Raw genomic sequence first — 23,103 nt, 5'->3', positions numbered from 1 at the left:
CGCCCCCCACCACCTCCCGGTCCAGGCGCCCGACCGGCCACCCCGGCGTCGGAGCACGCCGGCACCCGCCCAGGAGTCACGATGAGCGTCGTCCTGCACACCCGCCACCTGACCAAGGACTACGGCCGGCACGCCGCCCTGCGCGAGCTGGACCTCGACGTGCGGGCCGGGGAGGTCTACGGCCTGCTCGGCCCCAACGGCGCGGGGAAGACCACCACCATCCGGCTGCTGATGGACCTCATCCGGCCCACCCGCGGGCGGATCGTGCTGTTCGGCGAAGACCTGGCGACCGACTCGGTGCGGGCGCGGCGGCGGATGGGGCACGTGCCGGGCGACCTCGTGCTCTACGACCGGCTCACCGGCGAGGACCACCTGCGGCTGTTCGCCGCGCTGCGCGACCACCCGGACCTGGGCGAGGCGCGCGCGCTGGCCAAGCGGCTGGACCTCGACCTGGACCGGCGCGCGCGCGAGCTGTCCAAGGGCAACCGGCAGAAGCTCGGCGTGGTGCTGGCCTTCCAGCACCGCCCCGACCTGGTCGTCCTCGACGAGCCGGCCAGCGGCCTGGACCCGTTGGCGCAGCTGGAATTCCACTCCTACCTGCGCGAGTACGCGGCGGCGGGCGGCTGCGCGTTGTTCTCCTCGCACGTGCTCTCCGAGGTCGAGCAGGTGGCCGACCGGGTGGGGATCCTGTTGTCCGGACGCCTCGTGGCGGACGCGCGGATCTCGGCGTTGAAGGCCAAGGCGTTGCGGGAGCTGACGTTCACCTTCGCCGCCCCGGTCGACGCGGCGGCGTTCGAGCGCGTCGCCGGCGTGCGCGAGGTCCGTGCCGACGGCGCGGTGGTGCGCTGCCGGGTGGCGGGCCCCGTCGGCGAGCTGGTGCGGGTCGCGGCCGACCTGCCCCTGGTCAACGTGACCAGCCAGGAGCCGGACCTCCAGGAGATCTTCCTCGACTACGTGGTGGGTGACGGCGATGACTGAACTGGTGGCGAAGTCGGTGCGGGACAACCGCGGCAGCACCCTGGGCTGGGGTGCGGTGCTGGTGGCGAGCGTGGCGCTCCAGTTGGCGGTGTTCCCCTCGGTGCACCGGGCGGGCGGCGACATCCAGCAGTTGCTCGACTCCTACCCCGAGGCGTTCAAGGCCCTGTTCGGCGTCGAGGAGGCGTTCACCAGCGGGGTCGGCTTCCTCAAGGCCGAGGCGTTCGGGTTCCTGGCCCCGCTGGTGCTGCTGGGCGTGGCGATCGGGCAGGCGGCCAAGGCGACCGCCGCCGAGGAGCACGCCGGAACGCTGGACCTGCTGCTGGCCAACCCGATCTCCCGCGCCGGACTGCTGGCGCGCAAGGCGCTCGCGGTGGTCGTGAACGTCGCCGTGGTGACGGCCGCGCTGGCGTTGGTGCTCGTGGTGGGCGGCGCCGCGGTGGACCTCGGCGTGCCGGTCGGGTCGCTGCTGTGGGCGTGCGTGGCGGTCGCGCTGCTCGCGCTGCCGTTCGGGGCGTCGGCCCTGCTGGTCGGCGCGGCCACCGGACGACCCGGCGCGGCGGTCGCGGTACCCGTGGGGGTGGCGGTCCTGACGTTCCTCGTCGAGGCGCTCTCGCCGCTGGCCTCCGCGCTGGAGCCGTGGCGGGTGCTGTCGCCGTTCCGCCACGCGGCCGTCGGCGACGCGCTGGCAGGCCGGCCGGACTGGGCCGGGTTCGCGGTGCTGCTGGTCCTCACCGGTGTCCTGGTCACCGCGGCGATCGCGGTGTTCCAGCGGCACGACATCAAGTCGTGATCCGGCGAGCAGCACGGTCAGGCCAGCAGGGCGTCCAGGGTGACGAAGCCGTAGCCCGCCGCGCGCATCCGGTCGATCATCCCGGGCAGCGCGTCGGCGTCCAGGGTGGTGCCGTCGTCGGGGTTGGAGCCGACGTGCATGAGCACGATCTCGCCCGGTCCCAGCGCGCCCAACGCCCGGTCGGCCACCTGCGCGGCGGTGATCCCGCCACTGGTCCCCTTCCAGCCCAACGTGTCCACGGTCCACCGCACGGCGACGTAGCCGGCGTCGTTGACCGCGGCGATGGTCCGCGCGTCGCGCGCGCCGAGCGGGAAGCGGAACAGCGGGCGCGGGTCGGCGCCGGCCGCCCGGATGGCCTGCTCGGCGCGGCTCACCTGGTCCCGGACGGCTCCGTCGTCGAGGGTGCGGAAGTCCGGGTGGGTCATGGAGTGGTTGCCGACGCGGTGCCCGCCCGCGCGGATGGCCGCCACACCGGACGGGTTGGCCCGCGCCCACGTGCCGGTGAGGAAGAAGGTCGCCGGCACGCCGCGGTCGGCCAGCGTCGCCAGGATCGAGGGCAGGCCCGCGCTGTTGGCGCCCGCGTCGAAGGTGAGCGCGACCTGCCGGCCGGCGCCGGGCACGGCGGTGAGGTCCTGGCCGCGCAGCGACGGCGGGAACGGCGGTCCCGCCGTGGTTGTGGTGGTGGTGGTCGTGCGCCCGGTGGTCGCGGCGGACGTCTCGGCCGCGGTGGTCGTGGTCGGGGCGCCCGCCGGGCTCGTCGTGCTCGCGGAGGCGCTCGTCGGCCCCGGTGGGGCGCTCGTGGGCGGCGGCCGGTCGGCCGTCAGGAACACGACCACGCCCGCGAGCACGAGCGCCGCCGCCACCGCGATGATCACCACTGTTCGTTTCCCGGGCCGCTTCACGCCTTCAGGAAAACCCGGCGGGCCGGGGCGGCGCAGCGATCCAACGTCCCGAGTGGACAGGGACTTGCGTCGCCGGTTCCGCGGGGCGGAGGTCGGCGGGGCGGGGGTCGGCGGGGCGGGGGTCGGGCGGTCGCTACGGCGCCACCCGGACGGAGGGCACCTCGGCCACGTGACCGTTCACGCCCTCGCGTTCGAGGAAGCCCGACACCGCCCGCACGCTGTCGAGGAACTGGGCCGGGAACACGATGGTCGAGTTCCGCTCGATCGCGATCTCGCCGAGCACCTGGAGGTTGCGCAGTTGCAGGGCGATGGGGTGGCGCGCGATCACGTCCGCGGCCTCGGCGAGCTTGCCCGCGGACAGCGCCTCGCCCTCGGCGGCGATGATCTTGCCGCGCTTCTCCCGCTCGGCTTCCGCCTCGCGCGCCATCGCGCGCTGCATCGACTGCGGCAGCTCGATGTCCTTCAGCTCCACCAGTTCGACGAGCACGCCCCACCGCTCCGTGGTCACGTCGAGGATCTTCTTGATGGTCTCGTTCAGCGTTTCGGTTTCGGCCAGCACGTGGTCCAGGGGCGACCGGCCGACGACGTTGCGCACGGTGGTCTGCGCGATCTGGCTGATCGCGGCCTCGACGTTCTCGATCTCGACGATCGACCGGACCGGGTCCACGCGGCGGAAGTACGCGACCGCGGCCACGCCGATGGACACGTTGTCCTTGGTGATCACCTGCTGGGACTGGATGGGCATCGTGACGGTCCGCAGGCTGACCTTCCGCATCCTGTCCGCCAGCGGGATCATGAACCGCCAGCCGGGCTCGCGCACGCCGCGCAGCCTGCCCAGCCGGAACACCACTCCCCGCTCGTACTGGCGCACGATCGCCATTCCGAGGTTGCTCATCGCCGTCTCCCGTCATCGGATGGCCGTCCACCTCCACGGTGCGCGCGCCCGGCTCCCCGGCGCAGAGCCCGAGGTCCCCGTCGGGACGGGCCGAACGCCATCGCCGTCCGGGTCGCGGTGACCACCGGCGCGGTCGGCGGGTGTCGTCGGGCGGGCCGCCGTTGGTGGTGGCTCAGGGGCCGCCGCCCCCGGACAGCGCGTCCGCGGCCCGGTGGGCGCTGACCGCCAGGTCGTGCGCCGCCGCGGCGGCCTGCTCCACCACCGCGCGCAGGCCGAGCGCGGTGTCGGTCTCCAGCTCCGCGTACCGGCGGTGGAGGTCGTCGAGGATCGCGGTGAACTCCGCGGCCCGCATCGCGATGTAGCGCAGGCGGAACTCCGGCGGCACCGCGGCCGGGGTCCGCCGTTCCGGCGGCGAACCCGCGCGTCCCGCTCGGCGCGACGGGTCGGCGGGCGGTGGCGCGGGTTCCGGCAGCGAACCCGCGCGGCCGGCTCGGCGCGACGGGTCGGCGGGCGGTGGTGCGCCGAGCGTCGTGGCGACCCGCGCCCTTCCGGGAGCGCCGCCGTCGTCGGCCGGGTCGCGGCAGTCCCGATCACCCCTGGCGAACGGCATGTTCAGACCGCCGGTCGGTAGGGCTGGACGATCCCGGTGCGCCACGTCGCCGGGTCCGGCTGGGTGTTCGGGTCGCTGAGGTAGACCTCCCAAGCGTCCCCGGCGAGTTCACCGCCCTGGTCCCGCACCCACGCGGCAAGCGCCGCGTAGGCGGGTTCCATCTCGTCGTAGGGACCGGTGTGGACCGTTTCGGCGGCCTCGCCGCCGGGCAGCGCGGACGGCCGCACCTCCCCCGCCGGCGCGACCGGGGCCGAGGTGGGGAACCCCGCTTCCACCTCGTGGCGACCGCCGCCCAGCACGTGGTAGCGGGCGAACGGCGGTCCCACCGGGCGGAGGCCCTGGGCGTTGAGGGCGGCGGCGACGGCGGCGTAGGTCCGCCCCAGCCACGGGCCGATCTCCGGCACGGACAGCGTCGCCGTGGCGACCGCGGTGGGCTGTTCGGTCCGGGTGCGGGTGCGGATCTCATGGGTTCGCATCACGGGACTCCAACCAGGGTGCCTTACTCCCAGGGTGTGTCCGCCGGTCCGCCCCGGACAGGGCCGTCCGACGCCCGGGACCCGGGACCTCCGGCCCTGGTCGGGCCTCGGGTGAGACCGACACCCCGCACACCACGTGATGGAGTCGCCGGGCCCCGGTTCAGCGCCGGACGGGCACGCCGAACTCGTGCGCGGGGTGCGCCACGGCGGCTTTGGCGGGGACGGGCGGGACGGCGACGATGTCGCCCGGGGCCGCGACGCAGGTGGTAGCCGGCGGCGAGGCCCGCCTGGCCACCCCGATGACGATGACGTTCAGCGTCCTGCTCCTCCGGTGGCGGGTCGTCGGGTCTCGACCACAACACCGATCCACGGTCGCCGGGCAGCGGAGGCGTCATCCCCGCAGGAAGTCCACGATGGCGGCCTGGAAAGCGGGATCGCCGCCCGCGGTGCCGTGGTCGCCGGGCACCACGTGGAGCCGGGCGCCGGGGATGGCGTCGGCGAGGACGTGGGGGCGTGCGGCGAGCGGGTCGTCGTCGCCCGCGACGACCAGCGTCGGGGCGGTGATGGCGGCGAGGTCGATCCCGCCCTGGTGCACGACCCGGGCCTGCGCGGCCAGGGAGGGCAGGTCGGCTCCCAGCGCCTCCGCGAACGCACGCATCCCCGCGACCCCGGGCGGCAGGGCGCCGGGGTCCTCGGCCGGCAACGCCGCGGCCAGGAGGTCGTTGGGCAGGACGCGGGTGTCCACACCGCCGACCTCGACCACGCCCGCGCCGACGCCACCGACGACCAGCCGACGCACGGCCGGCTCCTCCGCGGCGGTCAGCAAGGCGACGATGGCGCCCATGGAGTAGCCGACGAGGTCCACGGCGGGCACGTCGAGGGCGGCGATGACGGCCCGCAGGTCGCGGGCCATGCGCGGCTCGCCGTAGCGCGCCGGGTCGGGCGACTTGCGGGACATGCCGTGGCCGCGGGCGTCGACGCCGACGACGGTGCGCCCGGCGGCGGTGAGCGCGGCGACGGTGCCGCGACCGGCCCAGTCGACCAGGGTGTCGGCGGCGAAGCCGTGGTGCAGCACGACCGGGACCGGGTTCGGGTCGGTGCCGGGGTCGGGGTCCCAGTGGTGGTGGGCGATCACGGTGCCGTCGTCGACCACCAGGGTCGCGGTGCGGGGTGGCACGGCGGCGGGGCCGGCTTCCACCCGGGCTCGGGCCGCGGGGAATTCGGTCATGGGGTGCCTCCGAGGGCGAGTCCGTGGGGGTGGGCGGGGTCGGGGACGTCGGCGCGTCGGGTGGCCGCACTTGTACGGACCGCGAGGCCGCCGAGTGCAATATTTTGGCCTCCCTTGCGCAGGAAGTGGTCGTGGACCCGGAGAGTGCCGTCTCGCGTGTCGGGAGGGGGTGGGGCGTTGCGCGACCGTGGCGCACCACAGCCTGGGTGAGTGGCGACGAGGTGCTCAACGAGGTCACCGCGCCGGTTTCCGGGCCTGTGGTGCAGGCGGGGCGGATCGACGCGGTCCACATCGAGGGTGTGCGGATCGACGGGCGGTGGATCGGTGTCACGGCCGGTGTGTTGGCGTTGGTCTGCGGGTCGGCGGTGTGGCTGTCGGTGTACCGGGCCTCGGGGTTCGGGGTGACCGGGGGGCTGGTGAGCGCGGTCTTCGTCGCCGTGGCGGTCGGCCTGGTGGTGCTCGTCGTCGTGGCGGTCCGGCGTGCGGCGGGCAGGGGCTCTCCAGTGGATCTTGACGACGCGCGGGTGCGGCTGGCCGGTTCGGTCCGCGAGCAGTGGTACGAGGAATGGGTCGAACGGCACCTGCTGCACGCCCTGCCGGTGGCATGGTCCACAGTGGACGGACAGTCGAGCGTGGAGGAGGTCGTCACGGCGTTCCTCTCGTCGTCACGGCGGCTGGCCGTGGTCGGTCCGGGCGGTTCCGGCAAGACGGTGCTGGCGGTGAGGCTGACCCTCGACGTGCTCGACCACCGACGAGGCGACGATCCCGTCCCCGTTCCGCTGTCCCTGGCCCGCTGGGACCCGGAACGCCGCCGCTTCCGCGACTGGCTCGCTGAGCGCCTGGCCTCCGACTACGGTGCCGCGGGCAGCGCGCTCCTGGTGGCGTCCGGCGCCGTTCTGCCGGTCCTGGACGGTCTGGACGAGTTGGCCGCTCCGCAGCGGCGACTGGCGGTCGAGGCGCTCAACGCCCAGTGGGGTCCGACGGCACCGCTGGTGCTGACCAGCCGTCCGGACCCCGCGCTGGACGCCCTGGTCGGCATGGACGCGGTGCGGGCGGCCGGCGTCGCACCGTCGACCGTTGTCGAACACCTGGATCCGCGCTGGCAGCCGGTGATGGCGAACCCGGCCGTGGCCACGGCCCTGACCTCTCCGCTGATGCTGGCCCTCGCGCGTGCGGTGCCCGACCCCGCCGCGCTGTCCGACCTGCCGGACGAGCCGGCGGTACGCGCGTACCTGCTGGACGCGTTCGTGGCCGACGTCTACGCCGACCGCCCCCGACCGGCCGGCTCGCCCCGGCGACCCCGCCACCGAGGCCCCGCGCCCAGACGTTGGCTGACCTTCCTGGCCACCCACCTGCAACACCGCTCAACGCCGAACTTCGCCTGGTGGGAACTCCACCACGCCCTGCCCCGCGGCGCTCTGGAAACGGGCTTGGGACTGCTGGTGGGGCTGGCGTGGACCGCCGTCGCGGCGCTCCCGGGCGAACGGGCCGGCGGAATCGGCCTCGGTCTGATCGCCGGAGTGCTGTTCGGGCCGGCGTTCTGCGCCGGCTACACCGCGATGCGCATCCGGCAGTACCCGGGTGGCGCGGACGGCGCGGTGTTCCGCCCCCTCCCCGACTGGTCGAAGCTGGCGAGCCGCCTTCGCCGAGGTGGTCTCATGGTCCTGACGGCGTGGGCGGTGGCGCTGCTCCTCGCCCCGACCGCCATCTCGATGCCGGTCCGTCAACCGCTCGTGGGCGTGGTCGCCGGAGTCTCGGCTTCGACCCTGGCCGGCCTGCTGGTGGGCACCGTCGCCGGCGCGTGGCTGCGGACGTTCGAGGGCGTGGACCGCACAGTCGCACCGGCGCGCGCCCGGACACCCGCGGGAACGCTTCGGCGAGACCGCACGGCGAGCGTAGCGCTGAGCTCGATGTTCGGGGTCATCCTGGGCTTGGTGGTGGCCGGAGCGGTGTGGATCGCGACCGGCGACCCGCGGTCCGCCCTCTGGGCCGGCGCCGGCGGCGCTGTGACCGGAGGGCCGATGGCGTGCAGCACGTTCACCGCGTGGATGACCTACCTCCCGACACGTCTTTGGCTGTCCCTGAGGGGAAAGCTGCCCTGGCGCCTGAACGCGTTCCTGTCCGACGCGCACCGCCTGGAAGTGCTGCGGCAGTTCGGCATGGTGTACCAGTTCCGACACCTGGAGCTGCAACAGCGACTGAGCACCTGACGGTTCAGCCGAAGCGGCCGTGGACGTAGTCCGCCGTGCGTTGGTCGGATGGCGCGTCGAAGATCGTCTTGGTGGGGCCGGCTTCCACGATCACGCCGGGGGTTCCCTGTTCGGCCAGGAAGAACGCGCACTGGTGGGACACCCTCGCCGCCTGCTGCATGTTGTGCGTGACGATCACGATGGTGACCTCGTGGGCCAGTTCGGCGATGGTCTGCTCGATCCGCCGCGTCGACGTGGGGTCCAAGGCGGAGCACGGTTCGTCCATCAGCAGCACCTTGGGGCGCACGGCCAGGGACCGCGCGATGCACAGCCGCTGCTGCTGGCCGCCCGACAACGCGCCGCCGGGTTGGCGCAGCCGGTCGCGGACCTCGTTCCACAGGCCCGCCTTGGTCAGGCACTCCTCGACCAGCGCGTCCTTCTCCGACCGCCGCGCCCGCGTGCCGGTGAGCTTCAGGCCGGCCAGCACGTTGTCGTAGATGGACATCGCGGGGAACGGGTTGGGCTTCTGGAACACCATGCCGATCTCGCGGCGCGCCTCGGTCAGCTTGCGGCCGGCGTCGTAGATGTCGCTGCCGAACAGCAGCACCTCGCCCGCCAGCGACGCCGAGGGCACCAGTTCGTGCATCCGGTTGAGGATGCGCAGGAACGTGGACTTGCCGCAGCCCGACGGCCCGATCAGCGCGGTGACCGAACCGGCGGGCATCGCCAGGGACACCCGGTCCAGCACCTTGCGGTCGCCGAACCAGGCGGAGACGGATCTCGCGTCCAGGGCGGCGACGGCGGTCATCGTGAGCGTCATGGGACTTCCTCAGATCAGGTTGGGCAGGAGGGGGGCGGCGTGGTCGGCGAGCGTGAGCCCGAGCGCGCCCAGCAGCGGAACGCCGACGACCCACGCGTGCCACCGCCCGACCCGCTGGTGCAGCGCGACGACGGCGAGCGCGGCCACCGCGAGCACCACCGTCCACAGCGCCACCGGCACGAGGGCGTCGGCGTCGCCGGCCAGCACGCGCTCGTTGTCCGGCACCGCGAACGCGGGCACCGCGCCGGAACTCGGCTGCACGGGCGTGGTCAGCCGGGCGTCGACCCACAACGCGTCCGTGGGCAGGAAGTACGGGCCGTCGGCGGTGACCAGGGTCAACCGGCCCCGGCCGGCCTGCGGGACGTTCCGGTCCGGGTCGCCGGCGCGCCGCACCCCCTGCACGACGTACCGGTGCACGCCCTGGCCCGTGGTGACGGTGAGCTGGTCGCCGGGCTTGAGCTGGTCGAGCTGCGCGAAAGGACCGCCGTAGCCGGCGCGCCGGCCGAGGAGGACGCTGGAGCCCTCCTGTCCGGGCAGCGGCGTGTCGCGCAGGTGGCCGGGACCGGACTTGAGGGCACGCGCGGACGTGCCCTCCCCCACGACCTCCCGGACGCCCAGGCGCGGGATCTCCAGGATCGCGACCGGGGTGCCGGTGGCGAGCAGCCGGCCTTCGTCGTCCAGAGCGGCGACGGGGGCGGTGGCGTTGGCCAGCAGGGTCCGCAGCTCGTCGTGGGCCCGAGCCTGGTCGCGGTCGTGTTCGAGCGTGCCCAGGGCGGCGAACTGGGCGACGAAACACAGCAGCAGGGCACCGAGGATCGCCGCCATCTGCCCGGCCAGCCGCAAGCCGGGCCGCCGTGCGGGTCGTTGCACCGCCTGGGTCACGGGTCAGGCCTTCCTGCGCGCGGTGACGAAGGCGAGACCGCCGGCGGCCACCAGCAGCACTCCCAGCAGCACCGCGAACCCGACGTCCACACCCGTGTCCGCGAGGCCGCCGGCCTGGGTGGCACCGGTCTGGTCGGTGTCGACCGCGGTCTGGGTCGGGTCGGTGGTCGGCTCGGCGTACGGGGTGGTGGTTGTGGTCGTGGTGGTGGAGCCGCTGGTCGCCGGGGTCGTGGTGGTGGTCTGGACGGGGCCGACGACGGCCCATTCGGTGGGGCTGGTGAACTTGAGTCCCACGCTGAAGGTCCGCAGGACCGTCACGCCGAACGCGTCGACGCAGTGGACCCGGACGGTGTAGTCGCCGGGCTGGATCGTCGTTTGCGCGTCGTCGGCGATGTCCTTGAAGGTCAGGCCCTGCACCACCGGGATCGGGTTCGTGGTGGAGAAGCCGACGTCCGTGGTGGCGCTGCCGACGAGGCCGTTCGCGAAGGCGCCGGGGCCGACGATGTCGAGGTAGACGCCGGCCGAGTCGGTGGTGCACCCGGTGGAGGTCGTGTAGGTGGGGGCGTCGAGGTCCTTGCCGCTCTGGCGGTCCACGGTGAGCGCGTACTGGCTCGGGTTCGACGTCGTGGTGGTGGTCGTGGTCGTGGTGGAGGTCGTCGGCTCGGTGGTGGTCGTCGTCGGTTGAGTCGTGGTTGTGGTCGTCGGCTCGGTCGTCGTGGTGGTCGGTTCGGTCGTCGTGGTGGTCGGTTCGGTCGTGGTCGTGGTCGTGGTCGGTTCGGTCGTCGTGGTCGTGGGCTCGGTGGTGGTTGTCGGATCCGTTGTCGTGGTGGTCGTTGTCGTTGTTGTTGTGGTGGTCGTGGCGGTGGGGTCGGTTGCCTGGTAGTGCGTGGCGTCGGTGAACCACAGGTCCGTGGTGAAGGTGCCCTTGACCTCCGTGGTGAAGGTGTCCACGCAGTTCAGCACCACGGTGAACTTGCCGGGCGTGATGGTGGTGCTGTTGTCCAGCGCGATGTCCTTGAACGACCACTGCTGCACGGCCGTGAACGGGGACGTGCTGGAGAAGCCCACGTCCGTCGACCCGGCGGCGAGCAGGCCGTTGGAGAACCCGCCCGGGCCGTGCACGAACAGGTTGTAGCCGTCCGAGTCGGCCGAGCACGCGGCGGAGGTCTGGTAGGTCGGGGCCTGCACGTCACGGCCGGTGGCCGGGGTGGCGGCCAGCGAACCCAGCGTCGCCACCGGGGGTTCGGCCTGGCCGGGTGCCGCCGCGAGGACCACCGCGGTGCCGACCGCGGCCAGTACCGCCGCCGTGGCCGCCACCAGTTGGCGCTTGCGCATGGGATCTTCCTCCGTGTTCAGGGGCTTCAGTCGGTCGGCGAACGGCGGCGGCGCAGGGCGGACCCGGCCGCGATCGCCGCGACCCCGCCGACGACCCCGGTCGCGATGTGCAGGAACGGTTGTCCGCCACCGGTTTCCGCCGGAGCGGCAGCGGCGGGCGTGGACTCGGGCGCGGGAGGCGGGGTGTCGGACGGCTGGCCGACGGGCGGATCGGCGGGCACGATCAGGGGTGTGCTGGGCCGCTGCGGACCCTTGGCCGTGCCGACCGCCACGTACCGGGCGGGTTCGACGAAGTCCAGCGTGCCGGTGAACTCGCCGTGACTCTCCTGCGTGAACGGATCGATGCAGTGCAGGACGATGTCGTAGCGCCCGCTGAAGGTGACGTTGTTGTCGGCCGCGAAGTCCTTGAACGTCAACGCCATCGGCACCTCGAACGGCCCGTTGTGGGACAGCCCGACGTCACCGTTCGGCACGATCACGAGCCCCTCGGCGGGCAGCCCGGCACCACGCATGGTCGCGTAGTACCCGGCGGACTGCGCCGGACAGCCGGCGGTGGTGCCCAGGCGCACGGGAGCGGCGTCCTTGGACTCGCCCGGCGTCACCACGAGCCCGCCCAGCGGCGCGGCCTGCGCGAGGCCAGTGCCAGGCAGCAACAACAGCAGTCCGAGGACCGCACTACGCAGCCACATGCTCGGCCTCCGGCTCGGGCGCGACGGGAGCACGGGGACGGCGCAACCGCCGGTACAGCACGAAACCCAGCACCAGCAGCAGCACCACGACCAGCAGCCACGGCACGGCAGCGGTGCCGGCGCTCGCGTCCACGGACGCGGGCGGCTCGGTGCCGGCGGGTGCGACGGGCTCGACGTGCACGCGAGCGGTCAGCCACCCGGCGGGCAGCACGCCCGGCACGACGGTCGTCACCCGGAACGTGTTGCCGGGCAACAACTCGGGGAGATCGCCCGGGTTCGGGGCGTCGACGGAGGTGCCCCACGGCGTCTCCACGCGAACGCTCTGCTTGCCGCCGAGCCGCACGTTGCCGGAGTTGCGCACGACGTAGCTCACGGTCGTGTCACCGCGGCCGAAGAACGAGCCGTCGTAGGACGCGCTCAGGTCCTCGATGCTCAGCGCCGGGTCGAGGTCGCCGGAGACCCGCAGGTAGACGCGGGCTCCCACGCGCTGCTCGACGGCCACGCGCTGACCGTCCGCGCCGGCGGCCTCGGTGGTCAGGGAGGCGACGATGCCGCCGGTGTGGTCGCCGGGGGACGCGTTGGTGGGCACGCTCAGCGTGAAGGGCACGATCACCGTGCTGCGCGGGGCGAGGTGGACCTGGGTGGTGTCCAGGACCGACCAGCGGCCGACGTCCACCGGGTCCTTGCCCGCCGCCAGCAGGTCGAAGCCGCCGTCGGGGGTGTTGAAGGCGTCGGAGGCGTAGACGCGCAGGGTGACCGGGTCGTGGGACACGTTCGACACGGCCACGTGGTCGCGCACCACCGCGCCGGGGGTGGCGCTGTAGCTGAAGTTGTTGCGGGTGTCCGGCGCTTCCGCGGTCGCAGGGCGCACACCGAACGTCGCCGGACCACCCACCCCCGCCGAGCCGCCCGCCCCCGCCGAGCCAAGCGCCGAGCCGCCCACCGAACCAAGCGCCGAGCCGCCCACCGAACCAAGCGCCACGCCGCCCACCGAACCAAGCGCCACGCCGCCCGCCGGGCCAAGCGCCGAGCCGCCCGCCGCGCCTGCCGCCACCGCGGGCAGCGGCTGCCCCAGGCCGAGCGCCGCAACCGCGAGCAGGCCGTATGCCGCCGCCCGAAGCCGGATCCGCTTCATAGCACTGTCCTCACTGGAGGGTGGCCGGGGCGGGCACCCACGCCCGCCCCGGCCGGTGGATCAGATGGCGGTGAGCGTCAGGATCGCGGTGTAGGTGCCCGCGAGGGTCGACGTCGGCACCTTCAGCGCCAGGTCGGCCCCGAGGTTCGCGGTGCCGTTGCCGCCCAGTGCCGCCGCCGTGGCGAGCGTGCGCGAGGACGCCAGGCCCTGACCGGCCGGCGCCGCGGCACCGGGCACGAGGGCGTTGGCGGGCTCGACGACCGGGCCGGCGGTGATGTTCTGCACCGGCGACTTGTCGACGACCTTCGGGCTCCAGCCGAGGTTGGCGCCGTTGATCGCGTTGGTGCCGCTGGCGAAGTCGGTCACCTGGCCGGAGACGTTCCAGCCCGGGTTGCCGGCACGCGTGTCGGTGACGGTGATCGGGTTGAGCGAACCGGACGTGGTCAGCAGCGAGCCGTCGGCGGCCATGACCGGCGAGGGCAGCACCACGTTCTGGTTGGCGACGCTGATCAGCAGTTCACCGGCGAGCACCTCGGTGGTGATGGTCTCCGAGGCGGTGACACCGGCGAACGGCGTGACCTCCAGCGCCACGGCCGCGGACTGCGACGGCTCGTACGCACCCGCGTTCGCCGGGACGAAGCGCGCCGAGAAGCTGTGCGCGCCCACCCCGAGGGTGGAGGTGCTCAGCGTGGCGTTGCCGCCGGACAGCGGGACCGGGTTGCCCAGGTTCGCGGCACCGTCGAGGAACTGCACCGAACCGGCGGCGCCGGCCGGGGCCACGGTGGCGCTGAGGGTGACCGGGCTGTACTGCGCGGCCGAACCGCTCGGGGTGACCGCCAGCGCGGTCGTGGTGGTGATCGCCGCCGGGGCGTTGACCTGGTAGGACACCACCGGCGAGGTGGAGCCCTGGATGTGCGCGGCCGAACCGGTGAACACCGCGCTCAACGCGCGGGCGCCCTGCGGCAGCGTGGTGGTGAAGGTGGCCGCGCCACCGGACACGGCGACCGGCGCGCCCAGGTTGCCCGCGCCGTCCTTGAACTGCACGGTGCCGGTGGCCGAGGCCGGGGTGACGGTCGCGGTCAGCGTGACCGGGGTGCCCTCGGTGACCGGGGCGTTCGGCGACACGGCGAGCGCGGTCGAGGTCGAGACGGCGTCCACGGCGGTCCACTGGGTGGCGCTGGTAAACGTCACGGTCCGGGTGAAGGTGCCCTTCACCTCGCCCGAGAACAGGTCCACGCAGTTCACGGCGATGGTGTAGACGCCGGGCTGGACGGTGGTGCTGTTGTCCACGGCGATGTCCTTGAAGGACAGGCCCTGCACGACGGTGATCGGGCCGGAGGTGGAGAAGCCGACGTCGGTCGGCGTGGTGCCGATGAGGCCGTTCTCGAAGCCGCCCGGACCGTAGACGAACAGGTTGTAGCCGTCGGAGTCGGCGGCGCAGCCGGCGGAGGTGGTGTAGGACGGGGCCTCCACGTCGGTGCCGCTGGTCTTGCTGATCGACAGGGTGCCCAGGTTGCCGGCGGGCGGGGCGGCCAGCGCGGCGCCCGCGGCGCCCAGGGTCGTCGCAGCCGCGGCTGCGAGCACTGCGGCGCCACCGAGCAGGCGACGGATTGCGGTGTTAGCGCGCACGATCGTGCCTTTCGAGGAGAAGAGGATCAGGGAGCGGGCGGGGTGACGAGCTGCGTGGAGCCGCAGTTCTCGCTGATGCCGAAGCCGTACTGCTTGATCACGTTCTGGTTGGCGCAGATCAGCGACGACGAGCCGACGAAGATCTGGGCGTACTGCGGGTCGGTGACCTTCGCGGACGGGATGACGTTGTAGACGTCCCGCTTGAACGTCGAAGCGGTGTTGAGCTGCGACGGCGCGATGCCGTTGAACGTGGCCAGCACGGCCTTGCCCTGCGCGGCCGGCGCGGTGCCGTAGACCTGGGACAGGTAGACGGCGATCGAGTACGGCAGGATGTGCTTGGTGTCGGTCAGGTAGGTGCCGACGTGCTCCTGGATCGGCTCGCCGTTGACGTCCACGTCGCTGACGCACGGGAACTGGGTGGTGAAGTTCGCCGTGTTGGACAGGCCGAGCTGCTTGAGGAAGAAGTCCCGGCTGCCCGAGCCGAACTGCGGCAGCAGCGGCTTGAAGTTGGTGCCGGAACCGGGCGCGGTGCAGTTGTAGATCGACTTGAGCTGCGCCGTGGTGAGCTTCTTGCTCAGGGTGCTGTCGCTGCGCACGGCGTAGGTCATGGCGTCGACCGCGAACGGCACGTAGGTCAGGTTCTTGCCCGCGTAGTTCGCCGAGTTGTTCGACGAGGTGCGCGCGGCCTGCACGCAGCCGTCACCGGCCTCCTGCGACGCGACCAGGGCCGTGACGCCGGCGCCCGAGGACGCCGGGCGCGTGATGACGCAGCCGGTCTCCTTGGTCTTGATGGTCTCGCTGCCGCGGGCGTCGTAGGAGCCCAGGCGCTTGACGCCGTCCACCGTGATGGCGTCGGCCAGGCCGTTCATGACGGTCTGGGTGGTGTCCGAGCCGACGACGGCGATGTCGCGGTAGGTGGGCGTGCCGGTCGGGTCGGCTTGGGCCGGGGAGGCCACCAGGGCCGCCGTCGCCAGGGCGGCGAAGGCCGCGCAGAGCAAACGCTTCCTGCTCACTGCATGTATCCTTTTCTCCGCGAAGTGTGCGCGGACTGGTGTCCGCACACGGGTGCCGGTGTTGGCGCACCGGCTCGGTGCTTGTCCGTCCCGCTGGAGCGGCAACTCCCGCGGGTCGGGCGGGTGCCTCACCTCCCCCTCGTGTTCTCCTCACGTGTGTCGCGCGCCGGGTCGCCGGGCGGACAGGTCGGCGGACGTCATCCGGGTGGTCGGCCGCCCAGGCGCAGCAGCACCGGTCCGGCCGCGGTCGCCACGCCGCCCGCCACCAGCAGGCCGGCCAGCAGGTACCGCAGCGCCCAGGTGACCGGCAGCGCCGGCGTGGCCCGGACCTCCGCGACCGGGGTGGCCGACGTCGGGGTGGGCGCCGGCGCGGCCGGTGGCGGTGGTGGCGCGGACGCCGGGGCCTGGGTGGGTCGGGTGGTCGCGGTGGTCGGGCGCGCGACGGCTTCCGCCGCCTCGGTGGGCAGCGGCTTGCCCGCGTCGCGCTCGACGACGGTCGCGGCGTCGGCGGCCTGCTTGCGCATCGGGTCCGGCAGCGGCAGGTAGCCCAGCGGCAACCGACCCGCCGCCTCGCCCCGGGTCTGGCCCGGACCGGTGGCGTAGCGCAGGAACTCTGCGTACTCCGCACCCCGCTTCTTGTCCACTGTGGAGGGTGCGATGGCGGCGTAGGTGACGTTGGGCAACGGGTACGCGCCGGACCCGGTCGCCTTGGGGTTGGCCCGTCGCACGCCCGGCACCGCGGTCGGGGTCAGCTCGTTCAGCGCGGCGGCCAGCCCGGCGTCGTCGGGGGCCACGAAGTTGCCCGCCGCGTTGCGCAGCTTGGCCGTGGGCAGGCCGTAGCGGGCGGCGGTCGCGGTGTCCACCACGGCCAGCAGGCTGCGCTCGCCGATGGGCTGGCGCGGCACCCGCGAGTAGCCGGGCTTGGCCGGGTCCGCCGGGTCGGGCAGGCCGTTGGGGGTCTTGCCCAGGGTGTCGCCGCGGCTGATCGCGCGGCCGGCCTCGTGCAGGTCGGCGGCCAGCGGGCGCAGCAGCAACGCGCACTCCGGGCCGATCTTGGGCAGGTCCACGCAGGTCAGGTCCTGCTTGGGGAAGTTGGGCACGGGCAGCGCGAGGCCCCGGTAGTTCCTGTTGACCACCATGCCGTGCGGGTCCGGGGCGCCGTTGAGGAACGCGCGGGCGTCCGGGTCGGCGTCGATCCACGTCCACAGCGCGGTCACGGCGTCGAGGTCGGTCGAGGGCGACAGGATGTCCAGCGCGTTCATGAGCACCCCGTACGCGCGGTACTCGGGGTTGAGGTCGAGGAACTCCGGGTCCTCGTTGAGCCGCCGCGGGTTGCCCTTGAGGTGGTCCGGGCCGCCGGGCACGACGTCCCGGTAGGACTGGGTGAGCAGCTTCGCGACCAGCCGCGGGGTCAGCTTCAGCTCGGTCATCAGCTGCCCGTCCCGGCCCCACACCGCCGGGTCCGGCTCGACCTCGGGGCCGCGGGACTGGCGTTCCAGCACGAACGCGACGGCGAACCCGGACACCGCGACCGGCGCGTACACCACGGGCCGGGTGGCCTGGTCGGGCGACTGCGGCTCGCTGAGCAGGACCATGCCGGGGTCGGCTCCCGCGAGTTGGTCGCGGGCGATGCCGTCGGGCACCTGGGTGAACCCGAACACCGTCCCGCCGCCGGCGCACAGCGCGGGCTGCCAGCGCGCCACCGCGTCGGCGACGAACTCGTGCCCGGTCAGCGACCGCTCCTCCACGCCGATCGGGCACGCCCGGCCCACCGGCTGGAACTCCAGCCTGACCTGGATCCTGTTCTTCCAGTTGGTGGCGCTCAGCGGCGAGGAGTCGAGGTTGCTGGAGGTGTGGTCCACGCCGGGCTTGCGGCCGTTGACCTCGGTGTCCCCGCGCGGGACGACGACCAGCCAGCAGTGCCGGGGCTTGCCCTGGTCCGGGCCGTCCGCGCGGACCGCCCCGCAGCCCAGCCCGTAGGCCTCCAGCGCGGTCTGCACCTCGAAGTCGAGGTCGCCGGTGCCGTCGCGGCGGGTCTTGGCGAAGGGCACCTCGTTGGTGGTGCCGCCGTCGAAGTACTTGCCGAAGCTGGTCGTCGGCTCGCCCGTGACCGGCCGGAACGGGGCGTAGGCGGCGCCGTCGGCCGGCGGTTCCCCGGTCTCGGCCGGGTCCCTGGGGTTGTGGTACCGGATCTGGCGGCTCTTGGTGTAGTCGCCCAGGCCCAGGCCGCTCTGCGCGTCCAGCCCGCCGAACTGGCACTGCTCGCGGGTCGGTCCGGCCGGGTCGTCGCCCCAGCACTGCATGACCTGGAGGTAGTGGGTGGCGAACCGGCCCACCGGCCCGGTCTCCGTGCCGCCGGTCCAGCTGACGCGGACGGTCTGGTTGATCAGGCCCCGGGTCTGGGACACGGTGATCTTCAGGTCCGCGAACTCCCCCGACCCGGACACGGTCTGCGCCGAGTCGGTCTGGGGCGGATCATTTCGGGCGGTCGCGGCCGGCGGCCACACGGCGACGCCGGTGAGGACCAGGAGCGCGGCCAGCAGCAGGCGTCTCATCCGTTCCCGTCCCGTCTGCGCAGGTGCCTGGCGACCAGCGGCGGACCCACGACCAGCGCGGCCAGCAGCACGGCGGCGATCACGACCGGCAACGTGGTGTCGTCGTCGCGGACGTCCACCGACACCGGCACCGCCGAAGCGCCCTGCACCGACCGGCGCGCGGTCTTCGGGTCGTCCACCGCTGCCTGCTCACCGGGGGTCTCGGCGGCGGCGGGCGCGTCGGTCTGCTGCGCGGCGTCGGCCCGCGGGGTGTCCGACCCGCCGCCGGTGTCGGTCTCCTCCGCCGCGCCGCCGGTGCCCTCCGTGCACTGCGCGGCGCCCTGCTTGTCGCAGTCCGGCGGCATGGGGGCGTTCTTGGCCAGCGTGTTGGACCCGTCGGCGGAGAAGGTCGGGTTGTTGCACTTGCCGATGTCCTTGTTCTGCCGGGTCGTCCCGGGCACGCGGGCCACCTGGTCCAGGCCCGCGCGGACCAGGTTGATCGGCAGCGGCGAGAAGCCGAGCCGGTCGGCCTGCTGCTGGCCCTCGCACAGGAAGTAGTAGGCGAAGTCGGACAGCGTCCGGCCCTTGTCCTTGGTGAACTTCCCGCCTTCGACGACGGGCAGGATCATGTAGCTGTAGCTGGACATCGGGTAGCTGCGCGGGTCGGGGTTGGCGTAGACCTGGCCGAGCTCCTGGGTGAGGTCCTCGCGGATGCCGGCCTTGAGCAGCGCGACCGCCACGGCCGTCGCCTTCGGCTCGACGTAGTAGCCGGCCGCGTTGAGCAGCTTGGCCACCGGGAAGTTCGCGTTGCGGGCGTAGGAGTACTCGACGTAGGTGATCGAGCCCTCGCTGCCCTCCTGGCGCACGTAGTTGGCCACGCCGAGCGAGCCGTTCTGGCCGACCACGGGCGCGATGAGCGGGTAGTTGGAGGTGAACCCGCACGGGGTGGCGCGTTGGGCGCGGCGGCAGAAGTCGTCCCACACGGCGGGGTGTTGGGCGGCCATCCACGCGGTGAACTGGGCGCTGGTGCCCGAACCGTCCGACCGCACGACCGGCACGACCTTGCGGTTGGGCAGCTTGAGGCCGGGGTTGTCGCGGGCGATCGCCGGGTCGGCCCACGAGGTGATGGCGCCGGTGAAGATCTTGGTGACGACCTCGCCGGACAGCCGCAGGTTGGTGACCCGCTTGCCGCCGATCTTGAGGTTGTACATCAGCGACGTGCCGCCGGCCACGATCGGCATGTAGGCGAAGGAGCCCGCCGGCGGCGAGGCTTCCTTCTTCCCGTTGTCCTCCAGGCCGTAGGGGATCTCGGAGACCGCGAAGTCCACCTGGCCCGCGCGGAACTGGTTGCGGCCGTCGCTGGACCCGGTGCCGGCGAAGCTGATCCGCATGCCGTACTGCACGACGTTCTTGCGCCACTGGTCCAGCGCGTTGTAGCTCCACGTCGAGCCCGCGCCGCTGATGGGCGTGTAGCTCTGGGCGGCGGCCGACGGCGTCGTGCCCAGCAGCACGCCGAGCACCGCGAGGACCGCCAGGGTGGTCCTGGTCATGACACTCCTTGGACGGCTTGGATGCGGCGGAGGTGCGACTGCGACTGGCGCTCCCGGCGGCGGGCCCGGCGCGCGGACTGCTCGCCGGGGCCGCGCCCGCCGACCACCCGGGCCAGCACGAACAGCACCAGCACCAGGCCCATCAGCACGGCCGCCGCGCCGAACCCGCGTTCCTTCATGGTCGGTTCGGACGAGGTGACGAGCTGGTAGGTGGCCAGCGGCAGCGACACCTGCGAGCCGGCGAACGGGTTCCAGTTCAGGAAGGGCGTGAAGCCTGCCGTGATGAGCACCGGCGAGGTCTCGCCGATGCCGCGCGCGGTGGCCAGCAGCACGCTGGTGGTCAGGCCGGACCGGGCGGTGGGCAGCGTGACGTGCCACGCCGTGCGCCACTGGCCCACGCCCAGCGCGAACGAGGCTTCCTTGAGGGAGCTGGGGACCAGGCGCAGCACGACGTCCGCCGCCCGGATCATGATCGGCAGCATCATGACGCTGATCGCGCAGCCCGCCGCGAAACCGGACCGTTCGAAGCCCACCACCAGGATGAGGGAGGCGTAGACGAACAGGCCGGCCACGATGGACGGCAGGGCCGTCATGGCCTCGACGACCGTGCGGACCAGGCGGGTGAACCAGCCCCGGGTCTCGTTGAGGAACACCGCGCACGTCAGGCCCATCGGCACGGTGATGACCAACGCGATGCTGATCTGCTCCAGGGTGCCGACCGCCGCGTGCAGGACGCCGCCGAGGTCGAGCGGGTCCAGCGTGCCGGCGTCCGCCATGTCCTCGGTGAAGAAGTTGAGGTGCCCCAAGGCGTCGAAGCCCATGATGATCGGGTAGGCCACGATGGTGAGCAGCGCGGCCAGCGCGAGGAACGCCAGGCTGTGCACGACGGCACTGGCCAGCTTGTCGCGCACCGCCAAGGCGTTGTCGTCCAACGACACCAGGAGTGCGTACAGCCCGAGGAAGATCGGGTACGCGATGGCGATGAACGCGACCACGCCGGAGAACGGCGCGATCTGGTCGAACAGCAGGCCGGTGAGGGCGGCGGCCGACGCCAGGGCGCCCAGCACGGCGGCGACGTCCGCGCCCCGGCGGGTGCGCGTCACGCGGCGGAGTTCGGTCATCGTCAGTCGCTCCCCTGCCCGGAGCGGCTGCGCGCGATGACCGCCGACGCCGCGAAGTTCACGACGAGCGTGAGCACGAACAGCGCCAGGCCGGCGGCCATCAACGCCGACAGGCCGAACGGGCTGGCCGCGCCCCAGCGCTGGGCGATGAGCGCCGACACGGAGTTGCCGCCGCTGCCCAGGATCTGGGTCTGGATGGCGAACACCGGCGCGATGATCATGGCCACGGCGATGGTCTCGCCCAGCGCGCGGCCCAGGCCCAGCATGGTGCCGCCGATCATGCCGCCGCGCCCGAACGGCAACACGACGCTGCGGACCATGCCCCAGCGGGTCGCGCCCAGCGCGTAGGCGCCTTCGCGTTCTCCCTGCGGTGCTTGGGTGAACGACTCGCGCATCACCGAGCAGATGAACGGCATGACCATGAACCCGACGATGAGCCCGGCCCAGAACGTCGAGGTCACGTACGCCGCGTCGGTGGCCAGCGGGTCGGTCGGGTCGACGCCGTCCACGTGCAGGAACGGCACCCAGCCGAACTGGAGCGACAGCCAGCGCGGCACGTCGACGCCCTGCCACTGGAGGTAGACCGAGCCGAACAGGCCGTAGACGACGCTGGGCACCGCGGCCATCAGGTCGACCATGCTGGTCAGCGCCCGCTTGAGCCGGCGCGGCGCGTACTCGGAGATGTAGAGGGCCACGCCCAGCGCCAGCGGGAACGCCACCACCAGCGCGACGGACGCGATGAGCAAGGTGCCCACCAGGACGGCGGCGATGCCGAAGTTCAGCGAGTCCGGTTCCCACGCCTGCGTGGTGAGGAAGTCGAAGCCCGCCGCCGAGAACGCCTCCGCGCCCTGGGTCAGCAGGAACAGCCCCACGGTCGCCATGACGGCGAGCACGGCCAGTCCGGCGCACCGCAGCAGCAGCCGGAACACCCGGTCCACGCCGCCGGGCGCGGTCACCCTGCGGCGCGGCTCGTCCGGTGGCGCGACGGGCGGCGCGTCCATGAGAAGCGTCATCTTCGGCGGCTCCGAGTTCCGATCGGTTCGGGCGCAAGCAGAACCCGCCCAGTTGGCCGGACCCGGATCGGTTCGTGAACAACGGACGAACGCCCGACGCGAATTGGTGCCCGGTACGCCGAACAGCGCCGCGAACAATGGTCGGCGTTCCGCATCAGAAATGCTCCGCGGTCGCGACGGGCGCTTCGACGACCAGTTCGAGGAAACTGCGGCAGGCGTGCTGCGCCTGCACCCTCCGGTGGTACTTGCGGCTGGACACGGCCACGTCCGCGGCCCCGAGCCGGAGCCGCCACGACCACAGCTGGGTGTCCCTGGCCACGGCCGGCGTGCTGCCTGCCAGCGACTCCCGCAGCCGGGCCACCGCGAGCGCGCAGGCGTCGACGCTCGGGAACGAGCCGACCGCCTGCCCGAGGCTGCGGTTGTTGGCCGACAGGAAGCGCCACGTCACCCCGGCCGGGGCGGAACGGTAGATCTGAAAACGCGCGACCGCCATCGGGGGTTTCTCCCATCACTGGCCCGCCCCCCGACGTCACGCGAATGCTCAGTTTCGAGGGTGGACGCGAGAAAAAGAACCGATGGCCGGCGCGTGTCCATCATCCTCACAGCGAACAGCGTCACGCACGACAACCAATCGGCCACGCGGAGCCACACCGAAACCCCGATGCCGGCAGCCAGGCGTGCAGCTCGCCGGAGGGCTGGCGCACACCGTCCTCGTCCACCTCACGGCTGGACGCGGCGACGCTCGGCTGCGGACTCATCCGGCCAGGCACCCCCTCCGACGACCCCGGTGCTGTGCACCGCCACCGGTTACCCCGTCCAGAGCGGGTGAATCGCCGGACTCCTCAGGTCCCCCAGGTGACGAACCCGCCATCCGCATCGCCCGTGAACATCACGCCGGACTGGCCGGATATCTGCCAGGCCTCGAACCCGTCACCCGCGAGGACGGACAGAGTCGCACCACAGCCGAAGCCGATGACCAGGAGCCCTTCGCGGAAGACATCCACGTTTTCGACCGACTGCCGCACCAAGCCGAGGACCGGTGCGAGGTCGACCGCATCTCCCTCCGGACGAATCCGCGTCACAGCCCCGGCCGTCCTCAACTCAAACGGCCCCTCGACGCGAACCTCAAGGCTCCGCTCCTGGTCCCCCATCACAAATGTGACCGCCCAGTCGATCCGAAGCTGGAGGACGTCGAATCCCGCGCATTCGAGGTGCACGCCCCCTTCGGAACTCCTGCGGAAATTCAATCGGGCCACCACTCGCACTCCTCATCGATGCCTCGTGTCGGCCGTGGCCCCTCGCCTGTGACGACGT

Annotated in this window: 22 protein-coding genes; 3 read left to right on the top strand and 19 right to left on the bottom strand. The window is 72.9% G+C overall.

The window, feature by feature from the left end:
* Positions 1 to 81: 81 nt before the first annotated feature.
* Positions 82 to 978 carry an ABC transporter ATP-binding protein gene (locus ABD126_RS27075; protein ID WP_343936762.1) on the top strand — a complete coding sequence of 299 codons (897 nt, stop codon included), beginning with the start codon at positions 82 to 84 and terminating at the stop codon, positions 976 to 978.
* Positions 971 to 1,768, top strand: coding sequence for an ABC transporter permease subunit (locus tag ABD126_RS27070; RefSeq protein ID WP_343936761.1), 798 nt, complete (start codon positions 971 to 973; stop codon positions 1,766 to 1,768). Before ABD126_RS27075 ends, ABD126_RS27070 begins: the two co-directional genes overlap by 8 nt.
* Before the next feature lie 17 nt (positions 1,769 to 1,785).
* On the opposite strand, the gene ABD126_RS27065 is transcribed toward ABD126_RS27070, so the two are convergent.
* The 6 genes from ABD126_RS27065 to ABD126_RS27040 form a co-directional block, all read right to left on the bottom strand.
* Positions 1,786 to 2,643, bottom strand: coding sequence for a polysaccharide deacetylase family protein (locus tag ABD126_RS27065; protein ID WP_343936760.1), 858 nt, complete (start codon positions 2,641 to 2,643; stop codon positions 1,786 to 1,788).
* Positions 2,644 to 2,803: 160 nt separating this feature from the next.
* Complete coding sequence (locus tag ABD126_RS27060; protein WP_343936759.1) at positions 2,804 to 3,565, bottom strand: slipin family protein; 762 nt, start codon at positions 3,563 to 3,565, stop codon at positions 2,804 to 2,806.
* Positions 3,566 to 3,737: 172 nt separating this feature from the next.
* Positions 3,738 to 4,175 carry a hypothetical protein gene (locus ABD126_RS27055; RefSeq protein ID WP_343936758.1) on the bottom strand — a complete coding sequence of 146 codons (438 nt, stop codon included), beginning with the start codon at positions 4,173 to 4,175 and terminating at the stop codon, positions 3,738 to 3,740.
* A 2-nt stretch (positions 4,176 to 4,177) separates the two neighbouring features.
* Complete coding sequence (locus ABD126_RS27050) at positions 4,178 to 4,651, bottom strand: GyrI-like domain-containing protein (RefSeq protein WP_343936757.1); 474 nt, start codon at positions 4,649 to 4,651, stop codon at positions 4,178 to 4,180.
* A 160-nt stretch (positions 4,652 to 4,811) separates the two neighbouring features.
* Positions 4,812 to 4,946: a hypothetical protein gene (locus ABD126_RS27045; RefSeq protein WP_343936756.1), complete on the bottom strand. Its 135-nt coding sequence runs from the start codon at positions 4,944 to 4,946 to the stop codon at positions 4,812 to 4,814.
* A gap of 96 nt (positions 4,947 to 5,042) precedes the next feature.
* Positions 5,043 to 5,879 carry an alpha/beta fold hydrolase gene (locus ABD126_RS27040; RefSeq protein ID WP_343936755.1) on the bottom strand — a complete coding sequence of 279 codons (837 nt, stop codon included), beginning with the start codon at positions 5,877 to 5,879 and terminating at the stop codon, positions 5,043 to 5,045.
* Positions 5,880 to 6,085: 206 nt separating this feature from the next.
* Here ABD126_RS27040 and ABD126_RS27035 point away from each other — a divergent pair, with 206 nt between their 5' ends.
* A complete protein-coding gene (locus ABD126_RS27035; protein WP_343936754.1) occupies positions 6,086 to 8,089 on the top strand; it encodes an NACHT domain-containing protein in 2,004 nt (667 codons plus the stop codon).
* Between the two features lie 4 nt (positions 8,090 to 8,093).
* Here the strand turns inward: ABD126_RS27035 and ABD126_RS27030 are convergent, their stop codons facing one another.
* The 13 genes from ABD126_RS27030 to ABD126_RS26970 all read right to left on the bottom strand — a co-directional run bounded on the left by ABD126_RS27030 (position 8,094) and on the right by ABD126_RS26970 (position 23,048).
* Complete coding sequence (locus tag ABD126_RS27030; RefSeq protein ID WP_343936753.1) at positions 8,094 to 8,888, bottom strand: phosphate ABC transporter ATP-binding protein; 795 nt, start codon at positions 8,886 to 8,888, stop codon at positions 8,094 to 8,096.
* A 9-nt stretch (positions 8,889 to 8,897) separates the two neighbouring features.
* A complete protein-coding gene (locus tag ABD126_RS27025; RefSeq protein ID WP_343936752.1) occupies positions 8,898 to 9,770 on the bottom strand; it encodes a sortase in 873 nt (290 codons plus the stop codon).
* 3 nt (positions 9,771 to 9,773) lie between these two features.
* Positions 9,774 to 11,105, bottom strand: coding sequence for a hypothetical protein (locus tag ABD126_RS27020; RefSeq protein WP_343936751.1), 1,332 nt, complete (start codon positions 11,103 to 11,105; stop codon positions 9,774 to 9,776).
* Positions 11,106 to 11,131: 26 nt separating this feature from the next.
* Entirely contained in the window at positions 11,132 to 11,794 is a 663-nt protein-coding gene (locus ABD126_RS27015; protein ID WP_343936750.1) for a hypothetical protein, read from the bottom strand.
* Entirely contained in the window at positions 11,781 to 12,929 is a 1,149-nt protein-coding gene (locus tag ABD126_RS27010; protein WP_343936749.1) for a WxL protein peptidoglycan domain-containing protein, read from the bottom strand. Before ABD126_RS27010 ends, ABD126_RS27015 begins: the two co-directional genes overlap by 14 nt.
* 60 nt (positions 12,930 to 12,989) lie before the next feature.
* Positions 12,990 to 14,513, bottom strand: a complete 1,524-nt coding sequence (locus ABD126_RS27005) for an Ig-like domain repeat protein (RefSeq protein WP_343936748.1) — start codon at positions 14,511 to 14,513, stop codon at positions 12,990 to 12,992.
* A gap of 71 nt (positions 14,514 to 14,584) precedes the next feature.
* Positions 14,585 to 15,571, bottom strand: coding sequence for a substrate-binding domain-containing protein (locus tag ABD126_RS27000; protein WP_343936747.1), 987 nt, complete (start codon positions 15,569 to 15,571; stop codon positions 14,585 to 14,587).
* Positions 15,572 to 15,768: 197 nt separating this feature from the next.
* Positions 15,769 to 18,126 carry a hypothetical protein gene (locus ABD126_RS26995; RefSeq protein ID WP_343936746.1) on the bottom strand — a complete coding sequence of 786 codons (2,358 nt, stop codon included), beginning with the start codon at positions 18,124 to 18,126 and terminating at the stop codon, positions 15,769 to 15,771.
* Entirely contained in the window at positions 18,123 to 19,655 is a 1,533-nt protein-coding gene (gene pstS, locus ABD126_RS26990; protein WP_343936745.1) for a phosphate ABC transporter substrate-binding protein PstS, read from the bottom strand. The genes ABD126_RS26995 and pstS overlap by 4 nt, the downstream gene beginning before the upstream one ends.
* The gene (gene pstA, locus ABD126_RS26985) at positions 19,652 to 20,776 is read right to left on the bottom strand and encodes a phosphate ABC transporter permease PstA (RefSeq protein ID WP_343936744.1); all 1,125 of its coding nucleotides are present in this window, start codon (positions 20,774 to 20,776) and stop codon (positions 19,652 to 19,654) included. Before pstA ends, pstS begins: the two co-directional genes overlap by 4 nt.
* Positions 20,777 to 20,778: 2 nt before the next feature.
* Complete coding sequence (pstC, locus tag ABD126_RS26980; protein WP_343936743.1) at positions 20,779 to 21,789, bottom strand: phosphate ABC transporter permease subunit PstC; 1,011 nt, start codon at positions 21,787 to 21,789, stop codon at positions 20,779 to 20,781.
* A 154-nt stretch (positions 21,790 to 21,943) separates the two neighbouring features.
* A complete protein-coding gene (locus ABD126_RS26975) occupies positions 21,944 to 22,282 on the bottom strand; it encodes a hypothetical protein (protein ID WP_343936742.1) in 339 nt (112 codons plus the stop codon).
* Positions 22,283 to 22,631: 349 nt separating this feature from the next.
* Entirely contained in the window at positions 22,632 to 23,048 is a 417-nt protein-coding gene (locus tag ABD126_RS26970) for a DUF6188 family protein (protein ID WP_343936741.1), read from the bottom strand.
* Between the last annotated feature and the right edge of the window lie 55 nt (positions 23,049 to 23,103).

The organism is Saccharothrix mutabilis subsp. mutabilis (assembly GCF_039521145.1).
In the GTDB taxonomy this organism is placed as follows: domain Bacteria; phylum Actinomycetota; class Actinomycetes; order Mycobacteriales; family Pseudonocardiaceae; genus Actinosynnema; species Actinosynnema mutabilis.
This window is presented reverse-complemented; position numbering and strand designations above follow the sequence as displayed.